Consider the following 22,734-nt stretch of genomic DNA (forward strand, 5'->3'; position numbering starts at 1 on the left):
ACATGATCATGGGCTTCATCAAAGTCGGCACTGAGAACAGCACGGACATCGAGCTCTACTACGAGGACCACGGCGCGGGCCAGCCTGTCGTCCTGATTCATGGCTATCCCCTTGACGGCGGCTCGTGGGAGAAACAAACCGCTGCCCTCTTGAACGCCGGCTACCGCGTCATCACGTACGACCGCCGGGGGTTCGGCAAATCCAGCAAGCCGACCACGGGCTACGACTACGACACCTTCGCAGCCGACCTCAACACCGTCCTAGAAACCCTGGACCTGCGCGACGCCGTCCTCGTCGGCTTCTCGATGGGCACCGGCGAAGTAGGGCGTTACATCGGTACATACGGGGAGGCGCGCGTAGCCAAGGCAGCGTTCCTTGCATCCCTTGAACCGTTCCTCCTGCAGACCGAAGACAACCCTGCCGGTGTCCCGTCCTCGGTGTTCGACGGCATTCGCAACGCCGCCATTGAGGACCGCTACACCTGGTTCACCAACTTCTACAACGACTTCTTCAACACCGATAACTTCCTCGGGAACCGCCTCAGCGAGGAAGCGCTGCGCAATGCATGGAACGTCGCCGCTGGCTCGTCCTGGTACGCGTCCTTCGCCGTCGTCGACTCATGGCTGACAGACTTCCGCTCCGACATCGAGCAGGTCACCGTGCCGGCCCTGATCGTCCACGGGACGGACGACCGCATCCTGCCGATCGACGCGACCGGCCGTGAATTCGCCAAGCGCCTTCCGTCCGCCGAGTACGTGGAAATCGAAGATGCACCGCACGGCATGCTCTGGACGCACGGCGCCGAAATCAACGAGGTCTTGCTGCGCTTCCTGGCCAAGTAGCAGCTCGCCGTTTTCGAAAATAGGCCATACGGGAAGGCCCGGCCACCCTGCCATAGGGTGGCCGGGCTTCTTGATGCGGGGGCAGTCCGGTCAGGATCCTCGGTGATGGCCACTACGTCGGAGCTGGCGTTTCAGCTTCGATGAGTTCCTTCATCCGGCGGAGGGTGCCTTCGATCATCGTGGGATCCATCGAGGATTCCATCGCCGGGACGTCCAGGTAGATGGTCATTCTGGTGCTCGCCTGCTCCCGGAAAGTTCGACGGCGGCACTCACCCCCGCAGTTCGGTCACCCTTCTGATTAGGTAGGGCGATCTGCCTGTTGCCCCTATCCGGCCGGGCATCTGGTGGAGCAAGATAACCCCCATGAAAAGAACAGTCCTGGCAGGGTTCGCGGCGGCAATGATGGCCTTCGGTGCAATCAACTCGGCGGTAGCTGGTAACGCGGCACCGGCCGACCCGTCACACGTCGTTGGCCAGATCATGGTCAAATTCCGCGACCACCGCGCGGCGGCGGACACCCTGCGGCAGCACGGACTGAGCGAAGGGCCCGGAATCGGCAGCACAGGCGCCCATCTGATCAAGGCTCCCGCCGGCCAAGAGCTTCAACTCATCGAAGCCCTGAACCGCAATCCCGCCGTTGAGTACGCCGAGCCGGACCACGTGGTCACTCCGGCCACAGCTGACCAGTACTTCAGCCGCCAGTACGCCCTGCAAAATACTGGACAGTCCTTCACCAACACCGCCGGCACACTGACCGTAGCCGCAGGCAAGGCAGACGCCGACGTGGACGCCGTCGAAGCCTGGACGTTCACGAAGGGGGCCGGGATAAGGGTCGCCGTGCTCGATTCAGGAGTCGCCAACGACAACCCCGACATCACACCGAAGGTTAGCGCCCGGGCCAACTTCACCACCGGTGAAACCGGCGACGACAACTACGGCCATGGCACCCATGTGGCCGGCATCGTCGCCGCCGCTCACAACACACAGGGCGTGGCCGGTACTTGCCCGGAGTGCACCATCCTGGACGGCAAAGTGTTGAACGACAGCGGGATCGGATCCAGCTCAGGGCTTGCAAGCGGCATCAACTGGGCGGTCAGCAATGGTGCCAAGGTGATCAACATGAGCCTCGGAGTGCGGGCGTCACGCACTCTCGAAACAGCCGTCAACAACGCATGGAGCAAAGGCGTGGTGCTGGTTGCCGCAGCCGGTAACGGAGGCAACCAGACCAAGATCTACCCGGGTGCCTACCCGAACGTCATCGCCGTCGCCGCTACCGACAACAAAGACGCCAAGGCATCCTTCTCAACATATGGCGCCAGTTGGGTGGACATCGCAGCACCTGGCGTCAACGTCTACTCCACGTTCCCCAACCACGAGTTCGTCCTTGAATCGCAATACAACCGGTCACGGGGTTACGACGTCGGCAACGGCACCTCGATGTCCTCACCGATCGTTGCCGCCACTGCCGCCCTTGTGTGGAGCAGGAATTCTGGCGCAACCAGTGAGGCGGTCCGGGGCAAGGTTGAATTAACGGCCGACGCCGTTTCCGGCACCGGAACGTACTGGAAGTATGGCCGCGTGAACGCATACAACGCAGTCAAGTAGTCGCGGGGTGGTGGATGGCCAGCTCGCCTGCCTGATCGCTGGAGCCCGCCATGGCTGACTGAACAATAGCGGCGGGGCGGGAGGCAGATGCTGGCCGCCCCGCCGTCGTCGTTCGCTGTTCCGGGGGGCGGAGCCTACCCTCGTGCCACCAGCCCCGGAACCCCGTCCTGGATGGCGAAAGACGCTTTCGTGCTGACGGGGGATCCCGGGGTCGTGACGTAGTCCAGCACCCGGAAATCAGCAGTCAAAGCGTCCTTAGTGATGCGCGTGTTCACGTATCCGCGGTTGTCGTTGTAGAACTTCAGGTGCGGGTTCCAGGCCATGACCGGGTCGGTGGTGGAGCCAGTGCCGTTGCCGGTGGAGGTGATGGAGGTGCAGACGAGTTCCGAGCCGACCACGGGGGAGGCAGGGTCCTTGTAGTCGACCTTGAGGTCGTTGGCCCAGTTGCGGTGCACGTCGCCGGTGAGAACCACGGTGTTGCGGACGCCCGCGTCCACCCAGCCCTGGGTGATGCGGCGGCGAGATGCGGCGTAGCCGTCCCACCCGTCCATGGAGACGTCGTCGATCTCCGGCGCCTGGGCCCGATCCCGTTCGGCGAAGAACACCTGCTGACCCAGAATGTCCCAGCGCTGGGTCGAATTCTTGAACCCGTCCAGCAGCCACTTCTCCTGCTCCGCGCCGGTGATGGTGCGGTCCTCGGCCAGGCGTTCGGCCACGTTCTTCTGCCAGCCGTCGCCGGCGAGCTGGTCGTCGCGGTACTGCCGGGTGTCCATCATGTGGAAGTTGGCCAGCTGGCCCCACTGGATGGTGCGGTAGATCTTCATGTCGAACCCGGCCGGCACGGACGAGGCTCGCAGCGGCATGTTTTCGTAGTACGCCTGGAACGCGGCGGCGCGGCGCTGCCGGAACCGCTCGGTGGTGTCGTTCAGCTGCGCGGCGTCCGTGTTCTCCGGGATCTCGTCCGCCCAGTTGTTGTCCACCTCGTGGTCATCCCATACCACCAGCCACGGCGCGATCGCGTGCGCGGCCTGCAGGTCGGCGTCGGACTTGTACTGCGCGTGCCGCTGCCGGTAGCCGGCCAGGCTGGAAGTCTCGGGGCCCTGGTGGTCGCGCGGGTTACCGCCGCCGATCACGTAACTGCCCTTCTTGTACTCGTACAGGTAATCGCCCAGGTGCAGCACGAGGTCGGGGTGGTCCTCAGCGAGACGGGTGTAGGCGGTGAAATAGCCGTGCTCGTACTGCGCGCAACTGGCGAACGCCATGGCCAGCGCCGCCGGCGTCTCGTGCGGCGCCGGGCTGGTGAGCGTGCGGCCCACCGCGCTGACGTGACGACCGGTGCGGAACCGATAGAAGTATTCGCGCCCCGGCCGGAGGCCCTTCAGCTCCACGTGCACTGAGTGCGCGCTTTCGATCCTGGCGGTTTCGACGCCGCGGGCTACTACGGTGCGCATGCGCACGTCCTCGGCCACTTCCCATTCGACGGCGACGCTGCGGGACGGCATGCCGCCCAGGCCGTCCTCGGTCAAGGGGTCCAGCGCCAGCCGGGTCCAAATCACAAAGCCGTCCGGCCACGGCTCGCCGGAAGCGATGCCGAGCATGAACGGATCGGTGCGGAGACCGGCGTCGTCCGCTGTTGAAACGGCGACGGCGGCACCCGGCAGGCCGGCGACCAGCCCGGCCCCGAGGCCGGCGGAAATCAGGGATCTGCGTGAAATGTTGTCCATGGCTTCGAACATACGGAGCCCTGTTGGACGGGGTCTGAGGCCTTTGTGAATGGGTGGTGAACTGCGTGACAAGACCTGTCGACTCGCCCATGCGGCATGACGAGCTTCGGACCGAGGAAATCACAGGGCCCCGTTACACTTGCCGGGCTGCCGGACATTAACCGGGTATGAGCTTACAAACGCATTTGGGGGAGCGCGTGGAACTGGAGAGACAAAAGCGGTTCATGGCGGCCCACGCGGCCTGCCATGATCGCATCTACCGCTACTTCCGCCGCCGCACGGAGAGCCCTTCCACCGCTGAGGACCTGTGCGCGGAAGTCTTTAGGATCGCCTGGGAGAAATCGGGCGAGAAGGAAGAACTCTCAGCCATGTTCCTCTTCGGGGTGGCACAGAACGTTCTGCGCAATCACCTAAGGTCCGCCGTCCGATCGGCCAATCTCATGCTGTCGCTCCAGCTGGAACGAACGGAGCAGGCCCGCGACACCGACGGTTCCGTCCGGGATGCGCTGGGTCGCCTCAAACCCGACGAGCGGGAGGTCCTGTTGCTCACGTACTGGGATGGACTTACCTCCAACGAATTGTCCGATCTGCTCAACACCACCGCGACAGCCATCAGGATGCGCCTCCACCGGGCACGGAAAGCACTCGGCCGCCTGCTTCAGGCTGAACGAGAGTCAGAGGAGTACATACGATGAAGGACCTTTCTGCTGCCGACGAGCAGCGCATCCTCTCCGCCGACCCCGCAGCGGACGTCACCGAGCCCGAACTGGCACGCAGCCGTTCCCGAAGCCTGGCGTTCATGGAATCCGACGTGACCCATATCTTCGCCGGAGATTCGGGAAATTACCGCAGGCCGCCCGCAAGGCGTTGGCGGACGGCCGGGGCCTTCCTGGCAGCAGCCGCAGTGGCCGCAGCCGTCCTCACGGCTAACTTCCTGCAAACGGCCCCGGTGGAAACACCGGCCGCCACCGAATCCGTCTCACCTCCCTCGCCGGTTCCCACCAACGCGCCGGAGCCAACGCCTCCTGCGGGACCGTTTCACCGCCTCTTCGTCGCGGCAGACGAAGTGCTTGTCCTGGAGGCACTGCCCAATGCGGCCCGTAAACTCGGGGCAGGGCTCGGCGTCGAACCCGTCAACGTGCGTCAGGTGCTGAAAGGCGATCTGACCCCGGGTGAAACCACAGTTGACGTGGCACCAGCAGAGCGCGCGATCAATGGTTCGCTTCATTGGCGGGATAGCCAGGAGGAAGCACCCTTTACCTATCTGGGGTTCTTCGCCAAGGATGCCGACGGCGGGCTGCATCTGATGGAGGCACCTCATACGCTGCTGCAGATCCAGAACATCAGGACGGCCGCCACTGTGGATCCCGTCACCGACGAGCCGGTGGAGATTGGTGACGACCTGCGGGCGCGTATCAATGTGGCCCCCGTCGGGGACGTGCCCGTGGCCACCCACCCCGGCGGTTCCTGGGCTGCATCTGCCCCCGATACCATCTGGGGCACGCAGGCTGCAGACGGAACGAGGGACGGCGAGGTACGCGGATATGTTTCTCCCTCGGAGGCCTGTTTCACCTTTGCGAACAGTACTCAGAAGGTCTTCCTGCGCTGGCCGGAGGGGTTCACCGCGAAGGTCACACCGCTGATGGTCGACGCTGAGGGCCGCGTTTCCTACTACGGGACAACGCTGGCCAACAAGGCGGTCATCCTCAACGAATGGGGCTTCATCAACATGGCGGACCTTGATACGCGTCCACTGGTTAAAGGGCAGCTGACCGCCGAGACCGCGTCGTGCGGGGGTGAGACCCTTCCCGTTTTCGACGTTTGGCCGGAACGGGAAGGAGGCAGCCCGTTCCAGAAGGGCCGCGGTGTAGCGCTGCCCACGCCCTGATCCCAGGCGCCCCGGATGATGGTGTCAGCACCGAATCTTTGACAGGGCTCGCCATCGAGCTATTCAGTTCCTCAGGGCCTCTGCGATCTGCTGGGCTACCTCGGAGGGCGTGAGGTGGGTGGTGTCGATGACCTCAGCTTCAGCGTGGAGCCAGGTTCGGGCAGCTTCGGCATACGGTTCCAGATAGCCGAGTCGGAATGGGGAAGGGATGGGATGGTCCGCAGCTATCCGGGCGTAAAGGGTGTCCTGGTCGGCATGGATCACGAAATGCCGTACCGGAATGCCATGTTGAGCTAGGCCGCCGCTAATTTCGCGCCAGTACTCTTCTACCAAAACGGTCATGGGCATCACCAACGTGCCGCCAGTGTAGTCAAGTACGCGCTTGGCGGTCTCCACGACGAGGGGTCGCCATGGCGGCCAGTGCTGGAAGTTGTCCGTGGCGGGCAGGCCGGGAGAGATGTCCATGAGAGTTTCACCAACCTTTTCGGCGTCGAACACTCTCGAATCGGGAATGAGCTGCTGAACAAGGGCACTCGTTGTCGTTTTGCCGGCACCGTGGGTGCCGTTGAGCCATACGATCATGGCACCAAACGCTAACACCGAGCAGCCCAACACAAAGGGCTGTTCACTACTCCTGGGTCCCTCACGTCTACCGCCAGGCCTCGCTATGGACTGCCTTATTTGGGAGGCCTAACCTGAGAGAAGCGGACAAAGGAGTCGTCATGAAACGCTTGCTTATCGGACTTGCCACGGCGGCCATGGTGGCCCTGAGTGCAGCACCGGCCGGGGCCGCTCCCAACATTTACCACACCATTTCGTCGACGAATGCCTCTGCGGCGGTGGTCGAAACTGTCGGCTGCGAGCGGACGGAGATCTTCGTCTCCTCCATGTCGGGGATGTTCGCTGCCCAGCCCGGTCCCGTGAACAAGCAGGGCCTGACCAGCGTTTTCGTGCGCATCTCCGACGTCTGCGCGGCACCCGGCCGCGGGGTGGTGCTGTTCCAGGCTGACGGCCAGAACTTCGCACCCCTGGAGGCTGATCCGAGACTGACTAGCGCCTCCATCAACACGCAACTGGCTGGTACCGACGGCGACGGCAACCCCGTCACCATCAGCCTCTCGGCGACGTGGACCGGCACCGGCCCGCTTGAGCACAGCACCCTCAGCTCCCACGAGAACATCCCGGGTCTGGGCAACGTCAACTCTGTGGACAACAACCTCAGGCGCGCCGCCACGGCAACTGTGTCGGTCACGGTCAACGGACTGACGGTTTCGGGTACGGACAGCAACGCAGTGCTGGAACAAGTGAAGGCGCGCTGCATCGAAATCGCCCGGCCTGGTGTGGAGGAGTTCTTCCCCTGCTTTGGGTTCCCGGGGTAGCGGATACCGCACGAAAGCACGGAGCAATCCGTGGAGGGAGAGTGAACTAACTGCCGGTTACGGCCGGGAGCCCGCACCTGGCGACAGGACGTTCAGGCCCGCATCAACAGCGGCGGCCAAGAGTTCTGCATCGTAGGCCACGAGAAGATCAGCCTGCAGGCGGATTGCGCATGCCAGATGAATGGCGTCGGCGCTTCGCAGCCTGCCAGGCAGGGCAGCCGCATACATCAGATCGGACCGTGCGAGGTCAACAAGATTGATGCCGCCGAGTGCCGCATTGACCAGCTCGCCTGGCAAACCACGCCGGTGCGCTGCGCAATGGAGCTCCGTGTAGAGCAGCATTGAAGCCACCAGCCTGTCGTTCCGAGATCCAGCTGCCGATAAGTACTCCGCCGTGGCTGCTGATTCGCTTTCCTCCACCGCCACCTTGAGGACGGCCGAGGTATCCACGTAAATGATCAACGGTCGCCACGAAGGTCGTCTAGAATCTCCGCCGTGCTCGATTCTGAGGTAACGCGCGGCAGGGTGCGGAAGTCGACAGGCCCCATTGCCGGGCGGACCTGGCCTGCCAGGAGCAGACGTTCAAAGGGCGAGGCCGACGGCGGGATCAGCGTTGCAGTGATCTCGCCATTGTTAGTGACATCGATTGTTTCGCCGTTTTTTACGCGTTCGAGGATCTTGCTGCTCTGGTTACGGAGCTCCCGGTGCGGAATGGTTGTCATGATTGCCTCCGTAGCAATCGTAGCAACCGGAGCGGCCGGAATGTAAGTATCAGCATGTCCGCAGCATCTCAAGCCGCAGCCGGGCTCGATCCTTCCGCAGCCCCCCAGTGCCGCCGGAGCAAATCAGCCAGGCGCTCGGGCTCGATCCGGTGGGGTGGGTCGAAGTGGTGGCGCTTGGGGAACACCTCCAGATGGAAGTCCGGAAAGAACACCCTTGCCAGCCGGCTGGCAATCTCGCCGTAGTCGTCCGGGTTGCTCAGGCCGCCCAGGGCGAGGAACACGGGCCGCGGAAAGGCGGCCAAGCGTTCCCTTTCCAAGTCATAGCTCTTGAAGGTCCGCAGGAAGGCCCGGATGCCGGCAGGCCGTTTGGCCATCCACGGCGGCGGGGGACCCTCCGGCGGTGGCGGCAGGACGACGTCGGGCCTGACTCCCAGCCGCATGAAAGCGGACAGGAACTGCTCCGGCGGAAGTGCCTCCAGTTGCTCGTACTTCTTCCAGAGCTCCGCGTGGGCTGGGCTCCAGTCCCAGCTCCCGGCCCAGGCGGGCTCAAGCAGCGCCAGGCTGAGCAGCCTGTCAGCGTGCTTGGCGGCGAACGCCAGCGCCGCCGCGCCGCCACCGGAGTACCCCACCAGATGGAATGTCTCCCACCCGAGGGCATCGGCCTCGCGCAGGACGCCGTTAACCTCTGTGTCCAGGGTCCAATCCGCCGGAGGCTCGTCGCCTGCATAGAGCTCGAGGTCCTTGGCGACAGCCTGGACATCGGGCCCCAGCGCTTTGATCAAGGCGTTGTACGCCGGCTCTGCGGGGATGACAGCACCCGGAAGCAGGATGACCCGGATCGGTTGCATCGCAGTTACTTCCCGGCGGCCTTGGGCTTGCGCGCTTTCGGTTCCTTGGGCGGCAGGGTAGCGACATGGTCGAACGCCTTCCCCACCCAGGCGCGGACCCGCGCGTCGTCGCCGTCGCCCTCTGCATTCCACACTTCCGGCAACCCGCTGTAGCCGGCCATGGGCCGCTCGGCCGGCCCGAACGGGACCGTCCGCTCCGTGCTTTCCAGCTCCACCCTGTCCGCCTCGTCGAGCTTCACGCCGATGACGGGGCCGAACAGCCCGGCGAACATGTTGCCGTTCACGAACGCCCCCAGGTTGCCGAACATCGGCTTCACCACCACGTCCGGATGGTCCGGAACCGCCGCCCGGAACCGTTCCTTGTCGGCATCGGACGCTTTGGGCATCTCCATGATTCTTCTCCCCGGGGTAGTGGTGCGCTGGATCTGTTGGCAGGATATGCCCGCGCTGCCGCTGCGTACAGGGCCCGACGGCGGTGCCTGGCCCGGGTGCCGGAGGCTCGGCACCTGCCGTGGATGGGCGGGTGGTAAATGCTGTCCGGAAACTCCTGTACAGTTGATTTTGTTGTTGTGTTTATGCAGTTGGTAGTTCAGGCAGTACGCGCGGTCGAAAGTCCGCGTTCTTCTGAAGTAGCGGTTTTGAACACCCCACACCGGAGGACCCGAAAGTCGGGACTTTTCCTCCACCTTCACGAAGGACAAAAATAATGGCTACTGGTACCGTCAAATGGTTTAACGCTGAAAAGGGCTTCGGCTTCATTTCCCCCGATGACTCCTCACAGGACGTTTTCGCACACTACTCTGCGATCGCTTCCTCCGGCTTCCGCTCACTCGAAGAGAACCAGAAGGTCTCCTTCGAAACCGAGCAGGGCCCCAAGGGTCCCCAGGCCGTAAACATCCAGTCCCTCTAATTCTTTAGAGAAACTGGGGCCTTAGGGTTTCATATTTCAAAAGCAGGGCCGGTCATTGACCGGCCCTGCTTTTTTGTTCGCCCACCGGCTTTGCGTCTGTGTCCTCCAGGGTGCTCTCACTCACCGCCCCTACGCACCGGCTCGAAGATGTATTCGACCCAATAATACTTTATTCGAATACATATCCACATAAGCACACTTGACTCTGGAGGGCGCCAGCCCACCCCCGTAGCTTGGAAACAACCAGCCGCAACATCCAAGGGGGACATGGACAGACATCCGGCGGGCGCTCTCGACCCAGCCTGATCCGGTACCTAGGGCCCAATACCTAGAAGCCAGGACCCGCCCCCTGGATTCGGCATTTTCGGCCCCAGAAATCGGGTTTTCGCACACAGATTTGGGGGTCAAGCCACCCAAGGCCGACAAACGACACCTAGCCTCCACTTTGGAGGGCAAGCATTTCCCATGCAGGCATGGGCTGGCAGCGAGGTTGGCGGACGCCATTGGGTCATGCACCTATGACGGTGACCTGATCCTTTTCAGCTGGGATGAGGGGACCACAGAAGGTTGGATCACGTGTTCGAACAGGAAGTGCAACGGACGCTGGACTACGTGGCACGCGGCATCGGCGTTCGGATCGACGGTGCACCTGGAAGCGGTCGAACAACCATTCTTCAAGAGGTCGTAAAAAGGCTGGAAAAGACCGGAGGTACGGTCTACATGTTCGCCGGGCTTCGCACCCATCGGAACATCGCTTTCGCGGGCGTCCACGGTCTTGGACTTGATATCCGATTGGGTATCCGGGGCGTGTTGGGGGCCGCAGATGCACTGACCGCATACCTGTCGAAGCCAGGTCAGCACGTCCTCATGGTCGACGACATCGAGTACGTCGATAACGAGTCGCTGGCCGTCATTGAGGCCGTCCTCCTGAGGACGAAAAGGCCCTTGGTGGTCACCGTGGACGATTCCAAACTGTACTCAAAGGCTCAACTGCGGGTCCTGAGCCGTGGCCCAGGAGCCCAAGTACAGCTCAATCCGCTGCGCTATGGGCAAGTCAACGAACTGATCCGTCACACTCTCGGTGCCGCAGCAGATGCGGACGCCACTGCACGGATCCTCACCAAATCAGCCGGAAACCCGAGGCTAGTGGTCCGCATTGCTGAAACCGCCTCGCTGAGCAACCTGATGGCGCTCAGGGACGGTCAGTGGCAACTGACCGGAGATTCCCTGTGGAACGATCATCTGCGCGGCACCGTTGAAGCTCTTCTCGAGGGCCTCAATGCAGCCGAGCTCACGGCACTTCAAACGATGGCGATAGTGGGAACCTCGCCTATCGAGGTCCTGCAGAAAGTGATCCACTCGAATGTCCTGGAGACATTGGAGCGGCGTGGATTCGTCTCAGTCATGGAGGACCATCACGGCTGCACCTCCGCAGCGATCAGCCCGCCCGTGCTTGCAGACTATTTCCGCGCGTCTGGGCTCAGTGGCGGCCGGCAGGTCCTGCGGAACAGAATCGCACGGGCCCTGCGCACCTTGCCTCCACATCCACTCGGCGACCAAAGCGCTGCTGACTCGTTCAGGAGCGCCCTGAACGCATTGCATGGTGAGCGAAGTACCAACGACGCCGCAAGCACGCGTCACTTCCATGAGCAGATCCAGGTCAGGGAGCAGGCCCTATACCGGCTGTGGGAGGCCGAAAAATCCGTTTCGAGCGCGGTTGCCTTCCTGAGGGTGCACTGGGGTGCGCCGATTGACGAACTGCGGATTGAACGCGTCTTCAGCCAAACCAGGACGGCTGACGGAGATCCGGGCGACCTCCTGTTCCTCGCTGTGACCAACGCCTTATGGACGATTTACTCCGGCCAGGGGGTGGCCGCGGCAGTCAGCACGCTAAGGCGCTTCGGGACGGAGCACCCCGGCTGGGAGGCTGACGCGGAAGCGTCGGCGCTCTTCCTCACGGCATCCTATGACCGGATGCCCCGCGACCTCGATGCAGCAATGGCCAGGTTGAAACTCACGCCCGGCGAAGGGGGAGTGGCCAATATTGCGTGGGGAATGCTGGACCTCTACAGATTCAATCCATCGGGGGCACTCGAGGCCATCAACTCAGTGAAGGGATTTGCAGTCTTTCCCCGCATGGAACCGTTCATCCGTGGAACCGCCTTGTTCGTCTCCGGGCGAATCGAGGAAGCTCTCACCTTTGCCTTGGAATGGCGTTCGGAATCACGCCGCAACCTCGACCAATTCGGGGTGGTTGCGAGCAGCTACATTGCTGCCCAGGCTCTCGTCTACTGCGGCTACTTCGACGAGGCTGAGTACCTGATGGGGAGTGTATTCGCTATGGGCCGCCCTGGCTTCCTCGTCGACTCGCTGCACGATGCAATGCTGCGTCTGGCCGGACTGCGTTCGGCAACAACGGCTAATCTCCCGAGGACAACCTTGGCCGCGCAATCGCGACGGCGGGCCCCGCAAGTAGGTCCGCTCCCCGGGATCGGAAGAGGCGTCTATGACCTTATCGCCGAGCGCCCCATCCAACCCGAAGGCTTCGACAGGCGGGCAGCCAGGCTCATAGAGAGGCAACTGGACCATGGCTATGTATTGGAAGCGGCATTCAGCGCGCTCTTCTCCACCTGTCTTCTTCCCGGCCGCAGGGTTCTCGAACTGCTGCGGCGCATAATGCGGGTAAGTGGCACTGCCTCCTATGACCAGTTGGTATCAATAGCCGGCGCCGTAGTCGAGGGAGACCACCAACTACTGGGTCTGCTGTTGAAGCACTATGAACCCGATGCACACACGTATCAAGTGGGAATGCTTCTGCGCGGAGCCTCCAAACGCCACCTCCTGCTTGGTGATAGCCGCGCTGCGGAGGCAATGGACCAGGCGTTCGCAGCATTTACGGCACGCTTTCCCCCTAACAGCGAGATTCTGGCCTTCAACGTTCCCGGTCATTTGCAGCTGACGGTTCGCGAAATTGAGATCTCGGCCTTGGCAGGCCATCGCACGAACACCGAGATCGCCGAGCATCTCGGCATTAGCACCCGGACAGTTGAGAACCACATTTCAAATGCGCTGCGGAAAACAGGGGCCACATCCCGGAGCGCGCTTTTTGACCTTGTGCGAAATTCGTACGCAGCCAAATAGGCCCTCAGGCCATGAAGCGGCGCCCATATGTACGGGACTTTTGAAAGTCACCACCTAATCTGCGCTAAAGACCACTCAAAAAGACCCAAACCGCCACCTAGGGCCCCAAAACCGGCCATAGTCTCCTTTTTGGTTGCACACGGCGCTTGTTTTGGGGGAGCGCTTCCGTCCCTTGCCGATGCACTGCCTTGGACCCAGCCGGCCAACGAACCGGCCCCTCGTGAAAGGAACCTTTCTTATGAAAAAGACCAGCACCGGACGCAAGCGCGCCTTCCTCACTGGAGGCGCCCTGCTGGGCGTGACAGCACTGCTGACTGCCGCTGCGTTCACCGACTTCGCCAACCTCAACATCGGCAACGGCACCGATGACTCCGGTCTTGGCGGCAACAACCGCTTCAACATCCAGGTGATTGGCACCGACGACAAGGGCCTGCCCGTAGCGGGAACGTGGCAGGAGGCCAATACGGCGGCTGGCGTGAACATCAAGGTTCCGGGCGCGGACCTCATCACGCCGGGAGACACCGTCTCGGTGGACATTCCGTTCCGCAACGAAAGCCCGGCCCTTAGCGCAGCGATCAACTTCTCGCTGAAGGATCGTGCGGGCAAAACGTCAAGTCCCGCTTTGGCAGCAGCGCTTCGCTACACCATCACCCTTAACGGTGTTGCGATCGCAACCAATGTGACTCAGTCTGCCGTCTCGGCCCTGAACCTGGGCACTTTCATCCACGGTGCTGACGCCGTCCTCGGCGTCAGCATCAGCCTCCCGGACCAGGGCAGTGCTGAGGCCAACAACGCCCTGCAGGGACAGGTCTCCTATGTACAGGCCCACTTCGACGCCACGTCCGTAAAGCCGTAGTCGATGCGGGGCTGGCGGGATCTTTGGGGGACCCGCCAGCCCCGGTCTCTATCACGGAACACCCGGACCATGAAGGACACAGTATGAGGAATCATCGCCGCGGACGACTGCGGTTATTGCTTGCAACCGGATCCCTGGTTGCGGCGGGGGCCCTGATCACCGCGGCCTCCTTCACCGACTATGCCGATGTTGATGTGGCATTCGACGGTTCCCGCAACACTTTTGACATTGTGACGGCAGGGAAGACCGATCCTTCATGGCTGCCTACGCAGGCGGACTGGGAACAGGCAAATCCCCGTGCGCTGCGTATTGCCCTGACTCAGGACGGGAGCGGCTACACCATGGCTCCAGGAAGCGTCCTGGACCTGAGGATCGCAGCCAAGAACAACAGCCCGCGGCTCTCGGGAATCCTGAGCCTGAACCTGGTGGATCCGCTCCCGCGTGGCGCGGAAACCAACCCGCAGACGGGCACCTACGTCGAGCTATTCGACCAACTCGTGTTCACCGTGGCGGATCAGGGTGTCGTGCTTCTCGACCACGTTCCCGCAGACCGGCTCAGCACGCTCACCTGGCCGAAGCCTTTGGCTGCCGGCGAATACAAGCTTTTGGACGTCCGCATTGAACTGCCCCAGACCGTCGATAACCGTTGGCAGATGGCCTCAACCGATGTCCAGTTCAACTTTGAGGCGGTGACCCCATGAGGCACGGAACACTAAGGGGCAGCGGACGGAAGCGTCTCGCCCTGGCCTCCGGCGCGCTGGTCCTGGCCATCGGCGCGGGGGCAACCGCAGCGGCCTTCACTGACGTTGCCCGGCTTAATCTCGGAACCGGTGCCCCCGGTTCTGGTATCGGCAATCCCCAGCGGTTCGACATCGCAGTGAAGGACAGTACCGGCGTACTGCGAGACGCCGAGACACCGCAAGCCGCAGTTGTACTTCCGCTATCGGCTGGGACCGCCTTCTCCGAGACCACGCCGGTGCAATTCGACGTAACTGTCGCGAACCGGCAACCAGGGATCACCGGAGACTTGGCCGTCTCCCTCTACGATCCCGATCCCGTGAATCAGGATCTTTTCGGCCGGCTGCTGTTCACGGTCTATCTTGACGGAGCGGCCACGCCAGCAGTAGCCAATGCTTCAGCGGACCAAGTCAACCAGGCGGGCTTGGTTTTCCGGGGCGTCGCTCCCGGCCAGGAGCACCGCATCAGCCTGTCGGCAATTCTTCCAGCCAACAGCGGCACCCAAGTGATCGGTAAATCCACGCAGCTCGGCGTCCTCACCAATGGAGAAAGCAAATGATCGCGCTTCGCAGCGGCCGCGCGTTGGTCATCCTCTTGACAGCATTATTCATGGCGCTGGTTCAGGCGGCTGGTGCATCGGCAACACCAGCCGACCTCATCGAATCAACGCCCACTTCCGTGGCGATTGATGCTCCTGCACCAGGGGAGACACAGAGTTGGAATATGTCGGTGAGGAATGTTGTGGACTCACCTTTGCCCCTCGGGCTGGAGATCAGCGGACAGTCTGATGTCCTTTTCTCGGGCCCAACGCCGATCGAGCTCACGGTGAAAACCTCCGACGGCGCCACCGTGGTTGATCGGGTACCGATAGGAGAGGTTCTCGGCCGGTCGCTGGCGTTGCCGGAGCTCCAGGGCGGGGCCTCCTACAACCTCACCGGCACTGTCACCCTGCCGCGGGCGGCCGGCAACGCCTACCAAGGCGCAGGCGGCATCCTGAAGTTCCGATTCGTCTCGATGGCCGATCGGCCTGTCGTCGCTCCCGTCGACCCGGTACCGGAGAAGCCGGCTGCCGGTCCTGGTCTCGCTTACACCGGCCTGAACAACTTGCTTCCTGTGGCTGCCACGGCAGCGGTCCTGCTTGCTGTCGGCGCTGGTTTCCTCCTCATTCGTCGAAAGAACCCCGCTCATGAGTAAGCCACCAATGATTCCGCGCCGGACCTACCTGGCTGCTGCAGGCCTGCTGGGGCTGGCAGCGTCTGTCGGTGCTGCACAGCTGCCAACAGCAACCAGTGCAGCGTACAAAGACCGCACGCATGCCCGTTCCGCGGCAATTCCTGTGAACGCAGGGCCTCCGTTGATGGCAGGTATCGCGAACGCACGCATGGTCGACACCGGGCTGGGCGTCGGAAATGACGGAAATGTGTATGTCTGGGGCCTCACGTACTACGAAATCAACGGTGATGTCCCCACCTCTGGATGGCAGAAACCGCCACAGAAAGTGGCGGGCATCCCGGAAGGCGCCGCGCGTCAGGTGACCGGTCAGATCTACAACGCCAACGCGCTTGATAAGGACGGCACTGTATGGGGCTGGGGATCAATTAACAATCGGGACGGTACAGACGCCGCGAAGCCCAACGGGAACGCCAAGCAAGTCCGTATCAACAGCGCTTGGAACGGTGCGGGCGTGGTTCTGGATAAGATCACCAAGATCTCGTCCACGGAGTACGCCGGCGCCGGCATTCGCAGCGATGGCACCATATGGCACTGGGGCTTTCCAACCGGGTATGGCGGAAACGCCGCGGCCGGCGCAAGCCAACTGATCGGACTTCCCGACCCCTCTGTTCCGGGCAACCGCCCTGCCTACCTGAAGGGCGCCTACACCAACTTCTTCGTGATCCTGGAGAACGGGGACGTGTACTACTGGGGTGGTGGCGGCGGGAATAGCCTGCCGTCACTCATGCCCAACGTCGATGCCAGTCCGCGCCTCGTCAGTGCACTCGCCCCCTGGTTCCGCCGCAACGTCTCGTCAGGTGCGCCGTTTATCGTGGCGGTCGACGGCGGTATCGGCATGGGTGCGGCGCTCCTGTCCAATGGCCAGGTAGTCAGTTGGGGATCGGACTACACACGAACCGGCAGGGGATCGACCCCGACGCCTCGTGAACCCGGGCTGGTCCCGGCTCTCTCCAACATCACATCTATGCAGTTCGGGTTCACTGGCGTTGCCATGATGAACAACGTCGGAGAGCTCTGGGGCTACGGAGCAAGCGATGACTATGGTCGGTTTCCGCAGGCCCCTATCCGAATCGATACCAATGTGGTCCAGTACGGATCGGGCCAGGGCTTCTACCTCTGGCAGAAATCTGACGGGACGTTCTGGGGCAGGGGCTACAACCCGCAGGGATCAATCGGATTGCCCACTGGACAAATCAACACAACCCGCCAGGTCTCGTGGAACCTCGGAATGGTGGCGAAATGAGGAAGCTGACAATGACTCGAATCCAGCAGCGATGGGCCGTTCCGCATACGGGTCGAATCAGGCTGGTCCTCACCGCAGGAGTTCTCCTTGCAGCCACCATGGCCGGCACCAGTGCAGCCATGACTGACTTCGCACGGCTGAACATTATCGGCGACAGCCTGATCGAGTCCCCGGAGTTTGATATCGGGGTCGTGCGGGACAACGGCACTGTGGAACAGGCTGACACCGCTGCTGGCTTTGATTGGGCTGTGGCGGGAGCGGCTGCCCTGGTACCTGGCAAGTCAGTGGCAACCACCATCCCTGTCTTCAACAACACGTCGAACCTCAAAGCGGACACTACTTTCAAGATTGTTCTTCGGAACGGCGACGGGACAGTTGCAGCGGGAATTCCGAACATCCTGCCCTTCCTGCGTTTCACCGCAACGGATGAGGGTGGCAAGGCCATCTTCTCCAATGTCCCGTGGGATCAGGCGAAAGGGGCCCTCGGGGTCCTGGAGCCCCGATGGGGTGCGGTCCTTAACCAGGGCGAGAGATACACTCGCGCGGCAGATGGGGCTGAGAAGAAACTGAACCTGACCATTACGTATCTGGATGCTCCCGGCGTCGAGAACTACAACGGTGGGCAGGCTGCTATCGCGGTGCACTTCGACGCAACATCGGTGGCTCCGTGAGCCTCCCGCCTGAATTCTGGCAGGAGGACTTGGAAGACGATGCTACTGAAAAAGCCAGTCGGCCCCAACTGCATCCTGCGGTGCGGATCTACGCCTTCCTCCGTTCCGGGATCTTGTCCCTGGGTGCCGTGGTCGGCGTCGCATGTATCGCTGCTTTCGCGGTGTCGCTTCTCTTCGGTGTGCGTCCGCTTGTGGTCGTCTCGGGATCGATGGAACCCACAATCCCCGTTGGCTCAGTGGTCTTCTCTGCCCAGGTCCCCGCAGGTGAACTCAAGGAGGGTTCGATTGCGACGGTCGAACGGCCGCGTAACCTTGGGCTGGTTACACACCGCGTGGTCAAGTCCGTCGAGCCAGCGTCCGGGGTCTATGAACTGACACTCAAGGGCGACGCCAACGCCCAGGAAGATCCCGAATCCTACACGGTGCAAACCGCCGGCAAATATGTGTGGCACATCGTCGGCCTCGGCTACCTTGCCAGCTTCCTTCAGTCCCAAGACGGAATGATCTTTGCCCTTGCTGCCGGCTTGCTTGTCCTCGCCCTGTTCGTTCTTGATCCGGTGCGATCGAAGGGTGGACAAAAGGCTCGCGACGGAGCGACCCATGGAAAGCATTCCTGACTGGATTGCCAGATCGCGGAGTTCCCTCGGCCACGGGAGGCGACGCATGGCCACTTCCGTCGCAGATCGGTCTTCGATTGCGTTGGTCCAATACGCGGACAGGTCGTTGGCATCGTGCGGTGACACCATCTTCTTCACGGCGTGGATTCTGAACAACTCGGAAGAGACGCTCGCAGATGTGTCCCTGATGCACGGTTTCCTGACCGACGCAGTCTCGGCGAAACTGTCGTACGCAACTGCGCCGGTCTCCGAGGACTTGCGAATCCCTTCCTTGTCGCCCGGGAAGAGCGCGAAGTTTGGTTTCACCTATGTGGTTACGTATACGGATGTAGCCGAGGGAGGGAAAATTGTGAGTGCCATGCAAGTCAGGGCGAGGTCTAATTCCGGGAATCACCGCGATGAATGCGATGCAACTGTCCGTTTCAAGTTTTGAATAGCCGAAATTTCACTAAGGAATCCTAAGCAACCTTCTAACCGCAAGGAATAATGGCTCGGATCTACGCAGGGAATGACCAGGATTCCCCGGTCCAGCAGCTTGCGAGCACCTAATTGCAGGATTGCACCACTCATTTCCGGTGAAATGACCACTCAGCCGTCTTTTTTGGCCATAGCGTTTTTGCTGAGGACCCCAGTGTCCTTGAAGGAGTGCCCCGCTATTTCCCCCCGGAACGTGGGGCACGGGCTAAACCTGTCGACTGAGACCCGACAGGCATGCGGCCGGTCACCTGCTGGTGGCCGGCCGCACCTTGTCCGGTCACATAGGCATTGCAAACGGCCAGACCCTTGCATCGCCGTGCCTCTGGGCTTCAAGGTGGCATCACGTGAAATGAGGAGTTCCAGGTGTTCAAGGAAGAAACCCGCCGTGCGCTTGAATACGCGGCCCGAGGCATCAGTGTGCGCATCGTAGGGGGAGTAGGAAGCGGCCGCTCCACCGTGGCCCAAACGATCATCACAGAACTTGAAAAGACCGGTGCTGAGGTCTACCCACTCTTCGGCGCACGGCTCCTTCAAAAGAGTCCATTGGCGGGTGTCGGGCACCTTGGATTGGATATGCGCGCCCGGCTCAACGGACCTCTGGGCATAGCGGATGTACTGTCGGAGCGACTTGCCCAGCGGGGCACAAAAGTCATTGTTGTTGACGATATCGATTTGCTCGACAATGAATCACTCGCGATCGTAGACATCGTTCAAAAGCGGACCCAGCGGCCGTTGGTGATGACTATGGGCGACTCCAGCCTTTATTCGCGTTCGGACGTGTTTACTCCCGACCGCTGGCCCGAGGCGCAGATCCGGCTAAACCCCCTGCGCTACGACCAAGTGGACAAACTTGTCACAGATACCCTGGCAGCGCCGCCTGATGTCGATTCCACTGCGCACATCCTGATGAAGTCTGCCGGCAACCCGCGGCTTGTGGTCCGGCTCGTCCAGAGCGCAGTCCTGAGCAGGCTCCTCGTCCTCTCTGATGGAAAATGGCGGATGGCCGGTCATACGCTCTGGAACGAGCATCTCAACAGCACTGTGGAGTCCTTCCTCTACGGCCTCGGACCGGATGAACTTACGGCGTTGCACACCCTGTCACTGTTGGGAACCAGGCCCATGGAGTGCCTGCAGCAGACCATGGACCCTGACGTTCTGGACAGCCTCGAGCGGCGTGGTCTGATTGCGGTCATGGAAAACGCCAACAAAGACGTCTGTGTGGCTGTAAGTCCTCCTGTCATTGTCGATTACTTCTTGGATCACCACGTTCTTTCCTCGCGCAGGGTGCTTGTCGACCGTATTGCGCGGGTGGTGGACTCCCCATTGCAGCGAGCCCCAGCAAGTGGCCAACTAGCCCCACAGCTTGCCGGGATGGTCGATGAGCTGAGACGGGAAGCCGGCACCGGAGGTGCAGCTGCAGCGCAGCATTTCCAGGACCAGCTTCAAGTGCTCGAGGAAGCCCATTATGGGGTGTGGAAGGCCGATAAAACCCTGTCCAACGCAGCTGAGTTCCTTAAGTTCTACTGGGGCGGACCGATAGACCCCGAACGCATCGAGGAAGTATTCAACAACACCGAGACAGTGGGTTCTGACCCGGCTGAGTGCTTCTTCTTCACGATGACACGTGCCCTCTGGGCCATCGCTTCTGGCGCTGGCCTTTCGGCCGCCACTGGAATGATCTGCGAGTTCGGAAGAACACACCCTGATTGGCAGGCTGAAGCAGAAGGGTTCGCAGCGTTTCTGAACGCGTCCTATGACCGTATGCCGCCCAATCTGGACGAGATATTGAGCGGACTGACGAGCAGCCAACATACGAGCGGCGTCTTGCCCGTCATCCGCGGGATGCTGGAGCTCTACCGTTTTGACGCCCAGGCAGCCCTCGTCGCCCTTGATTCGGCGGAAGGATTTGACCTGGTGGCCAACGTTGAGCCGTTCGTTCGCGGACTTGCCCTCCTGGTTGCCGGGCGTTCGGATGAAGCACTGAACTTTTCCCTGGTGCAGCGCGCCACCGCCCAGCAGTCATTGAACCAGTTCGGATTCGTGGCGAGCAGCTACGTCGCCGCGCTCGCACTGACGCGGAGAGGGTTCAGCGTGGAGGCTCATTACATGATGAGCAGCGTTTTCGCGTTGGGACGTCCCGGCTTCTTGGTCAACTCGCTTCATGATGCAATGCTGAGAATCGCCGGGCTTCAGGCGCCAACAGGCGCAGGACGGAAAGTCGTTTCCTTGGGAGCACAGGCACGCAAGGACGTCGCCGACGTCGGGCCTCTGCCCGGAATCGGGAAGGGCGTCTACGAGCTCTTTTCGCAGCAATACGACGACGCTGCCACTTTCGATGAAAAGGCCGTCACCCTTCTCGAACAACAACTTGACCACGGCTACGTCACGGAGGCTGTCTACTCGGCCCTTTTCATGCTGTGCCTGCTTCCCGGGCGACGCGTCCTGGACAAGTTGCAAAGCCTGCTCAGCGGCCCCGGGGTCACCTCACATGACCAACTCCTGGCCATTGCAGCTGCAGCCATCGACGGCGACTACCAACTGCTGGGGATCCTCCTTGACCAATACGAACCCGACTCCGACCTCTTCTCGGTCGGCATGCTGCTCAAAGGTTCATTCAAACGTCGGCTCCTCGAACGGGACCACGATGCCGCCGGAATGATCCAGCAGATATCCCGGGCTTTCGAGGTTCGCTTCCCCTTGCCCGGACAACACCTGACACTCAGTACATCAGTGGATGAGCCGCAGCCGCTCTCGCCCCGCGAGACGGAGATTGCGGTCCTCGCGGGCAGTCAAACCAACCCCGAGATCGCCAGTCGGCTGGGGATCAGCACCAGAACGGTCGAAAACCACATCTCCAAGGCGCTGAGGAAGTCCGGGACGTTCTCGCGCAAAGACCTTTACGAATTCGTCCGCAGCTCGCGGGGCTGACCAAGCGCCGGGGAGATCCGGTTGTTGCGGCCTGCACTCAGGTCGCCGGGCAAGGACCACTCAATTCCGGTGCAAATCCCACATGTTTCAAGGCTTGCAGACACCCAGTGCCGACTTCGGGACCCTATTCTCGCCAAGACGCCAAGTTCCTCGAACGTGCACATGGGAGACCCTTATGACCAAACTCTTCGGCGGATTGTTCCGCCTCTTTCGTTCTTGGGGTACAGGTCCGTACATGACTTTGGACTGCCGGGACGCCAACCACGCTGCATGCGAGACGTGCAGCTGTAGTTGCCACGGCGGATCTGTTACGCCCAGACCAGATGGGCATACCCATGCCCACATTTGACGGGAACGAAGTTCCCCTGGTTTCCCGTGACGTTCTCGACGCCCTCGAGCAGGAGCTTGAGGACCCCGAGGCGTATGCAACGTACGTCCGTCTCAACCACGGGCTGTGGCCTGCCCGGCATCAACGATTGGTGGAGGCCATCCGAGCAGGGGATGCCACCGGCGCCATGGACGCGGTGCTAAGCCTCAAGTCAGCCAGCCAAATGATCGGAGCCATGCAACTTGCGGAACTGGCCCTGACGGCAGAGCGCGCGCTGCGGGACGGACGACTCCGTGAGGCAGAAGAGCTCCTGCAAGATCTCGAGGTATGTGGAACGGCCACGATGAAACAGATTAGCCGCGAATACTCCCTTGGGGCATCCAATCACTTAGACGACATCGACTGGACAGAATTGGCAGGCAAGACGGTTGAGATCCAGTCTCCGAATGGCGTCACTGACTACGGCGAGGTCGACGCCGTTACCGTGGACGGTTGCATTCTGTGGTTGAAGCTGCACGGCCCACTGCCGCGCCGGATCGTGGAGAAGGCGGCCGGCGTCCGAGTTCGCATCATCCGATGAGCCC

General features: G+C 61.8%; 22 protein-coding genes. 16 read left to right on the plus strand and 6 right to left on the minus strand.

The window, feature by feature from the left end; genetic code table 11:
* The first annotated feature begins 8 nt into the window (after positions 1 to 8).
* The gene (locus ACFC25_RS11120) at positions 9 to 842 is read left to right on the plus strand and encodes an alpha/beta fold hydrolase (RefSeq protein WP_376045201.1); all 834 of its coding nucleotides are present in this window, start codon (positions 9 to 11) and stop codon (positions 840 to 842) included.
* Between the two features lie 363 nt (positions 843 to 1,205).
* Positions 1,206 to 2,447 (plus strand): S8 family peptidase, encoded by a 1,242-nt coding sequence (locus ACFC25_RS11125; RefSeq protein ID WP_376045202.1) that lies wholly within the window; start codon positions 1,206 to 1,208, stop codon positions 2,445 to 2,447.
* Between the two features lie 134 nt (positions 2,448 to 2,581).
* Here ACFC25_RS11125 and ACFC25_RS11130 read toward each other — a convergent pair whose 3' ends face one another.
* Complete coding sequence (locus tag ACFC25_RS11130) at positions 2,582 to 4,171, minus strand: alkaline phosphatase D family protein (protein WP_376045203.1); 1,590 nt, start codon at positions 4,169 to 4,171, stop codon at positions 2,582 to 2,584.
* Between the two features lie 167 nt (positions 4,172 to 4,338).
* Between ACFC25_RS11130 and ACFC25_RS11135 the strand changes: the two genes are divergently transcribed.
* Together ACFC25_RS11135 and ACFC25_RS11140 are read left to right on the plus strand one after the other, a co-directional pair.
* A complete protein-coding gene (locus ACFC25_RS11135; protein WP_376045204.1) occupies positions 4,339 to 4,866 on the plus strand; it encodes an RNA polymerase sigma factor in 528 nt (175 codons plus the stop codon).
* Entirely contained in the window at positions 4,863 to 6,059 is a 1,197-nt protein-coding gene (locus tag ACFC25_RS11140; protein WP_376045205.1) for a hypothetical protein, read from the plus strand. Before ACFC25_RS11135 ends, ACFC25_RS11140 begins: the two co-directional genes overlap by 4 nt.
* A 63-nt stretch (positions 6,060 to 6,122) precedes the next feature.
* Here ACFC25_RS11140 and ACFC25_RS11145 read toward each other — a convergent pair whose 3' ends face one another.
* A complete protein-coding gene (locus tag ACFC25_RS11145) occupies positions 6,123 to 6,641 on the minus strand; it encodes an ATP-binding protein (RefSeq protein ID WP_376045206.1) in 519 nt (172 codons plus the stop codon).
* Between the two features lie 140 nt (positions 6,642 to 6,781).
* Between ACFC25_RS11145 and ACFC25_RS11150 the strand changes: the two genes are divergently transcribed.
* Positions 6,782 to 7,438: a hypothetical protein gene (locus ACFC25_RS11150; RefSeq protein WP_337350140.1), complete on the plus strand. Its 657-nt coding sequence runs from the start codon at positions 6,782 to 6,784 to the stop codon at positions 7,436 to 7,438.
* A 57-nt stretch (positions 7,439 to 7,495) separates the two neighbouring features.
* Here the strand turns inward: ACFC25_RS11150 and ACFC25_RS11155 are convergent, their stop codons facing one another.
* From ACFC25_RS11155 to ACFC25_RS11170, 4 genes are all read right to left on the minus strand, one after another.
* A complete protein-coding gene (locus tag ACFC25_RS11155) occupies positions 7,496 to 7,900 on the minus strand; it encodes a type II toxin-antitoxin system VapC family toxin (protein WP_376045207.1) in 405 nt (134 codons plus the stop codon).
* On the minus strand, positions 7,897 to 8,160 hold the full coding sequence (locus ACFC25_RS11160; RefSeq protein ID WP_337348376.1) for a type II toxin-antitoxin system prevent-host-death family antitoxin: 264 nt from the start codon (positions 8,158 to 8,160) through the stop codon (positions 7,897 to 7,899). The genes ACFC25_RS11155 and ACFC25_RS11160 overlap by 4 nt, the downstream gene beginning before the upstream one ends.
* Positions 8,161 to 8,228: 68 nt before the next feature.
* Complete coding sequence (locus ACFC25_RS11165; RefSeq protein ID WP_376045208.1) at positions 8,229 to 9,008, minus strand: alpha/beta fold hydrolase; 780 nt, start codon at positions 9,006 to 9,008, stop codon at positions 8,229 to 8,231.
* A 5-nt stretch (positions 9,009 to 9,013) separates the two neighbouring features.
* Positions 9,014 to 9,400 (minus strand): TfoX/Sxy family protein, encoded by a 387-nt coding sequence (locus ACFC25_RS11170; RefSeq protein ID WP_376045209.1) that lies wholly within the window; start codon positions 9,398 to 9,400, stop codon positions 9,014 to 9,016.
* 314 nt (positions 9,401 to 9,714) lie between these two features.
* Between ACFC25_RS11170 and ACFC25_RS11175 the strand changes: the two genes are divergently transcribed.
* The 11 genes from ACFC25_RS11175 to ACFC25_RS11225 all read left to right on the plus strand — a co-directional run bounded on the left by ACFC25_RS11175 (position 9,715) and on the right by ACFC25_RS11225 (position 22,730).
* A complete protein-coding gene (locus ACFC25_RS11175; protein WP_066274236.1) occupies positions 9,715 to 9,918 on the plus strand; it encodes a cold-shock protein in 204 nt (67 codons plus the stop codon).
* A gap of 576 nt (positions 9,919 to 10,494) precedes the next feature.
* Positions 10,495 to 13,059 (plus strand): LuxR C-terminal-related transcriptional regulator, encoded by a 2,565-nt coding sequence (locus ACFC25_RS11180; RefSeq protein WP_376045210.1) that lies wholly within the window; start codon positions 10,495 to 10,497, stop codon positions 13,057 to 13,059.
* 238 nt (positions 13,060 to 13,297) lie between these two features.
* A complete protein-coding gene (locus ACFC25_RS11185; RefSeq protein ID WP_376045211.1) occupies positions 13,298 to 13,915 on the plus strand; it encodes a hypothetical protein in 618 nt (205 codons plus the stop codon).
* Between the two features lie 83 nt (positions 13,916 to 13,998).
* Positions 13,999 to 14,616: a hypothetical protein gene (locus ACFC25_RS11190; protein WP_337348371.1), complete on the plus strand. Its 618-nt coding sequence runs from the start codon at positions 13,999 to 14,001 to the stop codon at positions 14,614 to 14,616.
* Positions 14,613 to 15,212, plus strand: a complete 600-nt coding sequence (locus ACFC25_RS11195) for a SipW-dependent-type signal peptide-containing protein (RefSeq protein WP_337350135.1) — start codon at positions 14,613 to 14,615, stop codon at positions 15,210 to 15,212. Before ACFC25_RS11190 ends, ACFC25_RS11195 begins: the two co-directional genes overlap by 4 nt.
* Positions 15,213 to 15,376: 164 nt before the next feature.
* On the plus strand, positions 15,377 to 15,847 hold the full coding sequence (locus tag ACFC25_RS11200; protein WP_376045212.1) for a hypothetical protein: 471 nt from the start codon (positions 15,377 to 15,379) through the stop codon (positions 15,845 to 15,847).
* The gene (locus ACFC25_RS11205) at positions 15,840 to 17,129 is read left to right on the plus strand and encodes a hypothetical protein (RefSeq protein ID WP_337350133.1); all 1,290 of its coding nucleotides are present in this window, start codon (positions 15,840 to 15,842) and stop codon (positions 17,127 to 17,129) included. The genes ACFC25_RS11200 and ACFC25_RS11205 overlap by 8 nt, the downstream gene beginning before the upstream one ends.
* A gap of 11 nt (positions 17,130 to 17,140) precedes the next feature.
* Entirely contained in the window at positions 17,141 to 17,800 is a 660-nt protein-coding gene (locus tag ACFC25_RS11210) for a hypothetical protein (protein ID WP_376045213.1), read from the plus strand.
* The gene (locus ACFC25_RS11215; RefSeq protein WP_376045214.1) at positions 17,797 to 18,417 is read left to right on the plus strand and encodes a signal peptidase I; all 621 of its coding nucleotides are present in this window, start codon (positions 17,797 to 17,799) and stop codon (positions 18,415 to 18,417) included. Before ACFC25_RS11210 ends, ACFC25_RS11215 begins: the two co-directional genes overlap by 4 nt.
* 840 nt (positions 18,418 to 19,257) lie before the next feature.
* The gene (locus tag ACFC25_RS11220) at positions 19,258 to 21,822 is read left to right on the plus strand and encodes a LuxR C-terminal-related transcriptional regulator (RefSeq protein WP_376045215.1); all 2,565 of its coding nucleotides are present in this window, start codon (positions 19,258 to 19,260) and stop codon (positions 21,820 to 21,822) included.
* A gap of 335 nt (positions 21,823 to 22,157) precedes the next feature.
* Positions 22,158 to 22,730 carry an Hpt domain-containing protein gene (locus tag ACFC25_RS11225; protein WP_376045216.1) on the plus strand — a complete coding sequence of 191 codons (573 nt, stop codon included), beginning with the start codon at positions 22,158 to 22,160 and terminating at the stop codon, positions 22,728 to 22,730.
* The last annotated feature ends 4 nt before the right edge of the window (positions 22,731 to 22,734 follow it).

This window comes from Pseudarthrobacter sp. NPDC055928, from assembly GCF_042270935.1.
GTDB lineage: Bacteria > Actinomycetota > Actinomycetes > Actinomycetales > Micrococcaceae > Arthrobacter.

Bases quoted from the DNA above. Each gene is read 5' to 3' on its own strand.
- ACFC25_RS11175 (WP_066274236.1), top strand. From the start codon at position 9,715: ATGGCTACTGGTACCGTCAAATGGTTTAACGCTGAAAAGGGCTTCGGC.
- ACFC25_RS11195 (WP_337350135.1), top strand. From the start codon at position 14,613: ATGAGGCACGGAACACTAAGGGGCAGCGGACGGAAGCGTCTCGCCCTG.
- ACFC25_RS11205 (WP_337350133.1), top strand. From the start codon at position 15,840: ATGAGTAAGCCACCAATGATTCCGCGCCGGACCTACCTGGCTGCTGCA.
- ACFC25_RS11185 (WP_376045211.1), top strand. From the start codon at position 13,298: ATGAAAAAGACCAGCACCGGACGCAAGCGCGCCTTCCTCACTGGAGGC.
- ACFC25_RS11140 (WP_376045205.1), top strand. From the start codon at position 4,863: ATGAAGGACCTTTCTGCTGCCGACGAGCAGCGCATCCTCTCCGCCGAC.
- ACFC25_RS11165 (WP_376045208.1), bottom strand. From the start codon at position 9,008: ATGCAACCGATCCGGGTCATCCTGCTTCCGGGTGCTGTCATCCCCGCA.
- ACFC25_RS11190 (WP_337348371.1), top strand. From the start codon at position 13,999: ATGAGGAATCATCGCCGCGGACGACTGCGGTTATTGCTTGCAACCGGA.
- ACFC25_RS11160 (WP_337348376.1), bottom strand. From the start codon at position 8,160: ATGACAACCATTCCGCACCGGGAGCTCCGTAACCAGAGCAGCAAGATC.
- ACFC25_RS11170 (WP_376045209.1), bottom strand. From the start codon at position 9,400: ATGGAGATGCCCAAAGCGTCCGATGCCGACAAGGAACGGTTCCGGGCG.
- ACFC25_RS11130 (WP_376045203.1), bottom strand. From the start codon at position 4,171: ATGGACAACATTTCACGCAGATCCCTGATTTCCGCCGGCCTCGGGGCC.
- ACFC25_RS11200 (WP_376045212.1), top strand. From the start codon at position 15,377: ATGTCGGTGAGGAATGTTGTGGACTCACCTTTGCCCCTCGGGCTGGAG.
- ACFC25_RS11125 (WP_376045202.1), top strand. From the start codon at position 1,206: ATGAAAAGAACAGTCCTGGCAGGGTTCGCGGCGGCAATGATGGCCTTC.
- ACFC25_RS11225 (WP_376045216.1), top strand. From the start codon at position 22,158: ATGCCCACATTTGACGGGAACGAAGTTCCCCTGGTTTCCCGTGACGTT.
- ACFC25_RS11145 (WP_376045206.1), bottom strand. From the start codon at position 6,641: ATGATCGTATGGCTCAACGGCACCCACGGTGCCGGCAAAACGACAACG.
- ACFC25_RS11135 (WP_376045204.1), top strand. From the start codon at position 4,339: ATGAGCTTACAAACGCATTTGGGGGAGCGCGTGGAACTGGAGAGACAA.
- ACFC25_RS11120 (WP_376045201.1), top strand. From the start codon at position 9: ATGGGCTTCATCAAAGTCGGCACTGAGAACAGCACGGACATCGAGCTC.
- ACFC25_RS11210 (WP_376045213.1), top strand. From the start codon at position 17,141: ATGACTCGAATCCAGCAGCGATGGGCCGTTCCGCATACGGGTCGAATC.
- ACFC25_RS11150 (WP_337350140.1), top strand. From the start codon at position 6,782: ATGAAACGCTTGCTTATCGGACTTGCCACGGCGGCCATGGTGGCCCTG.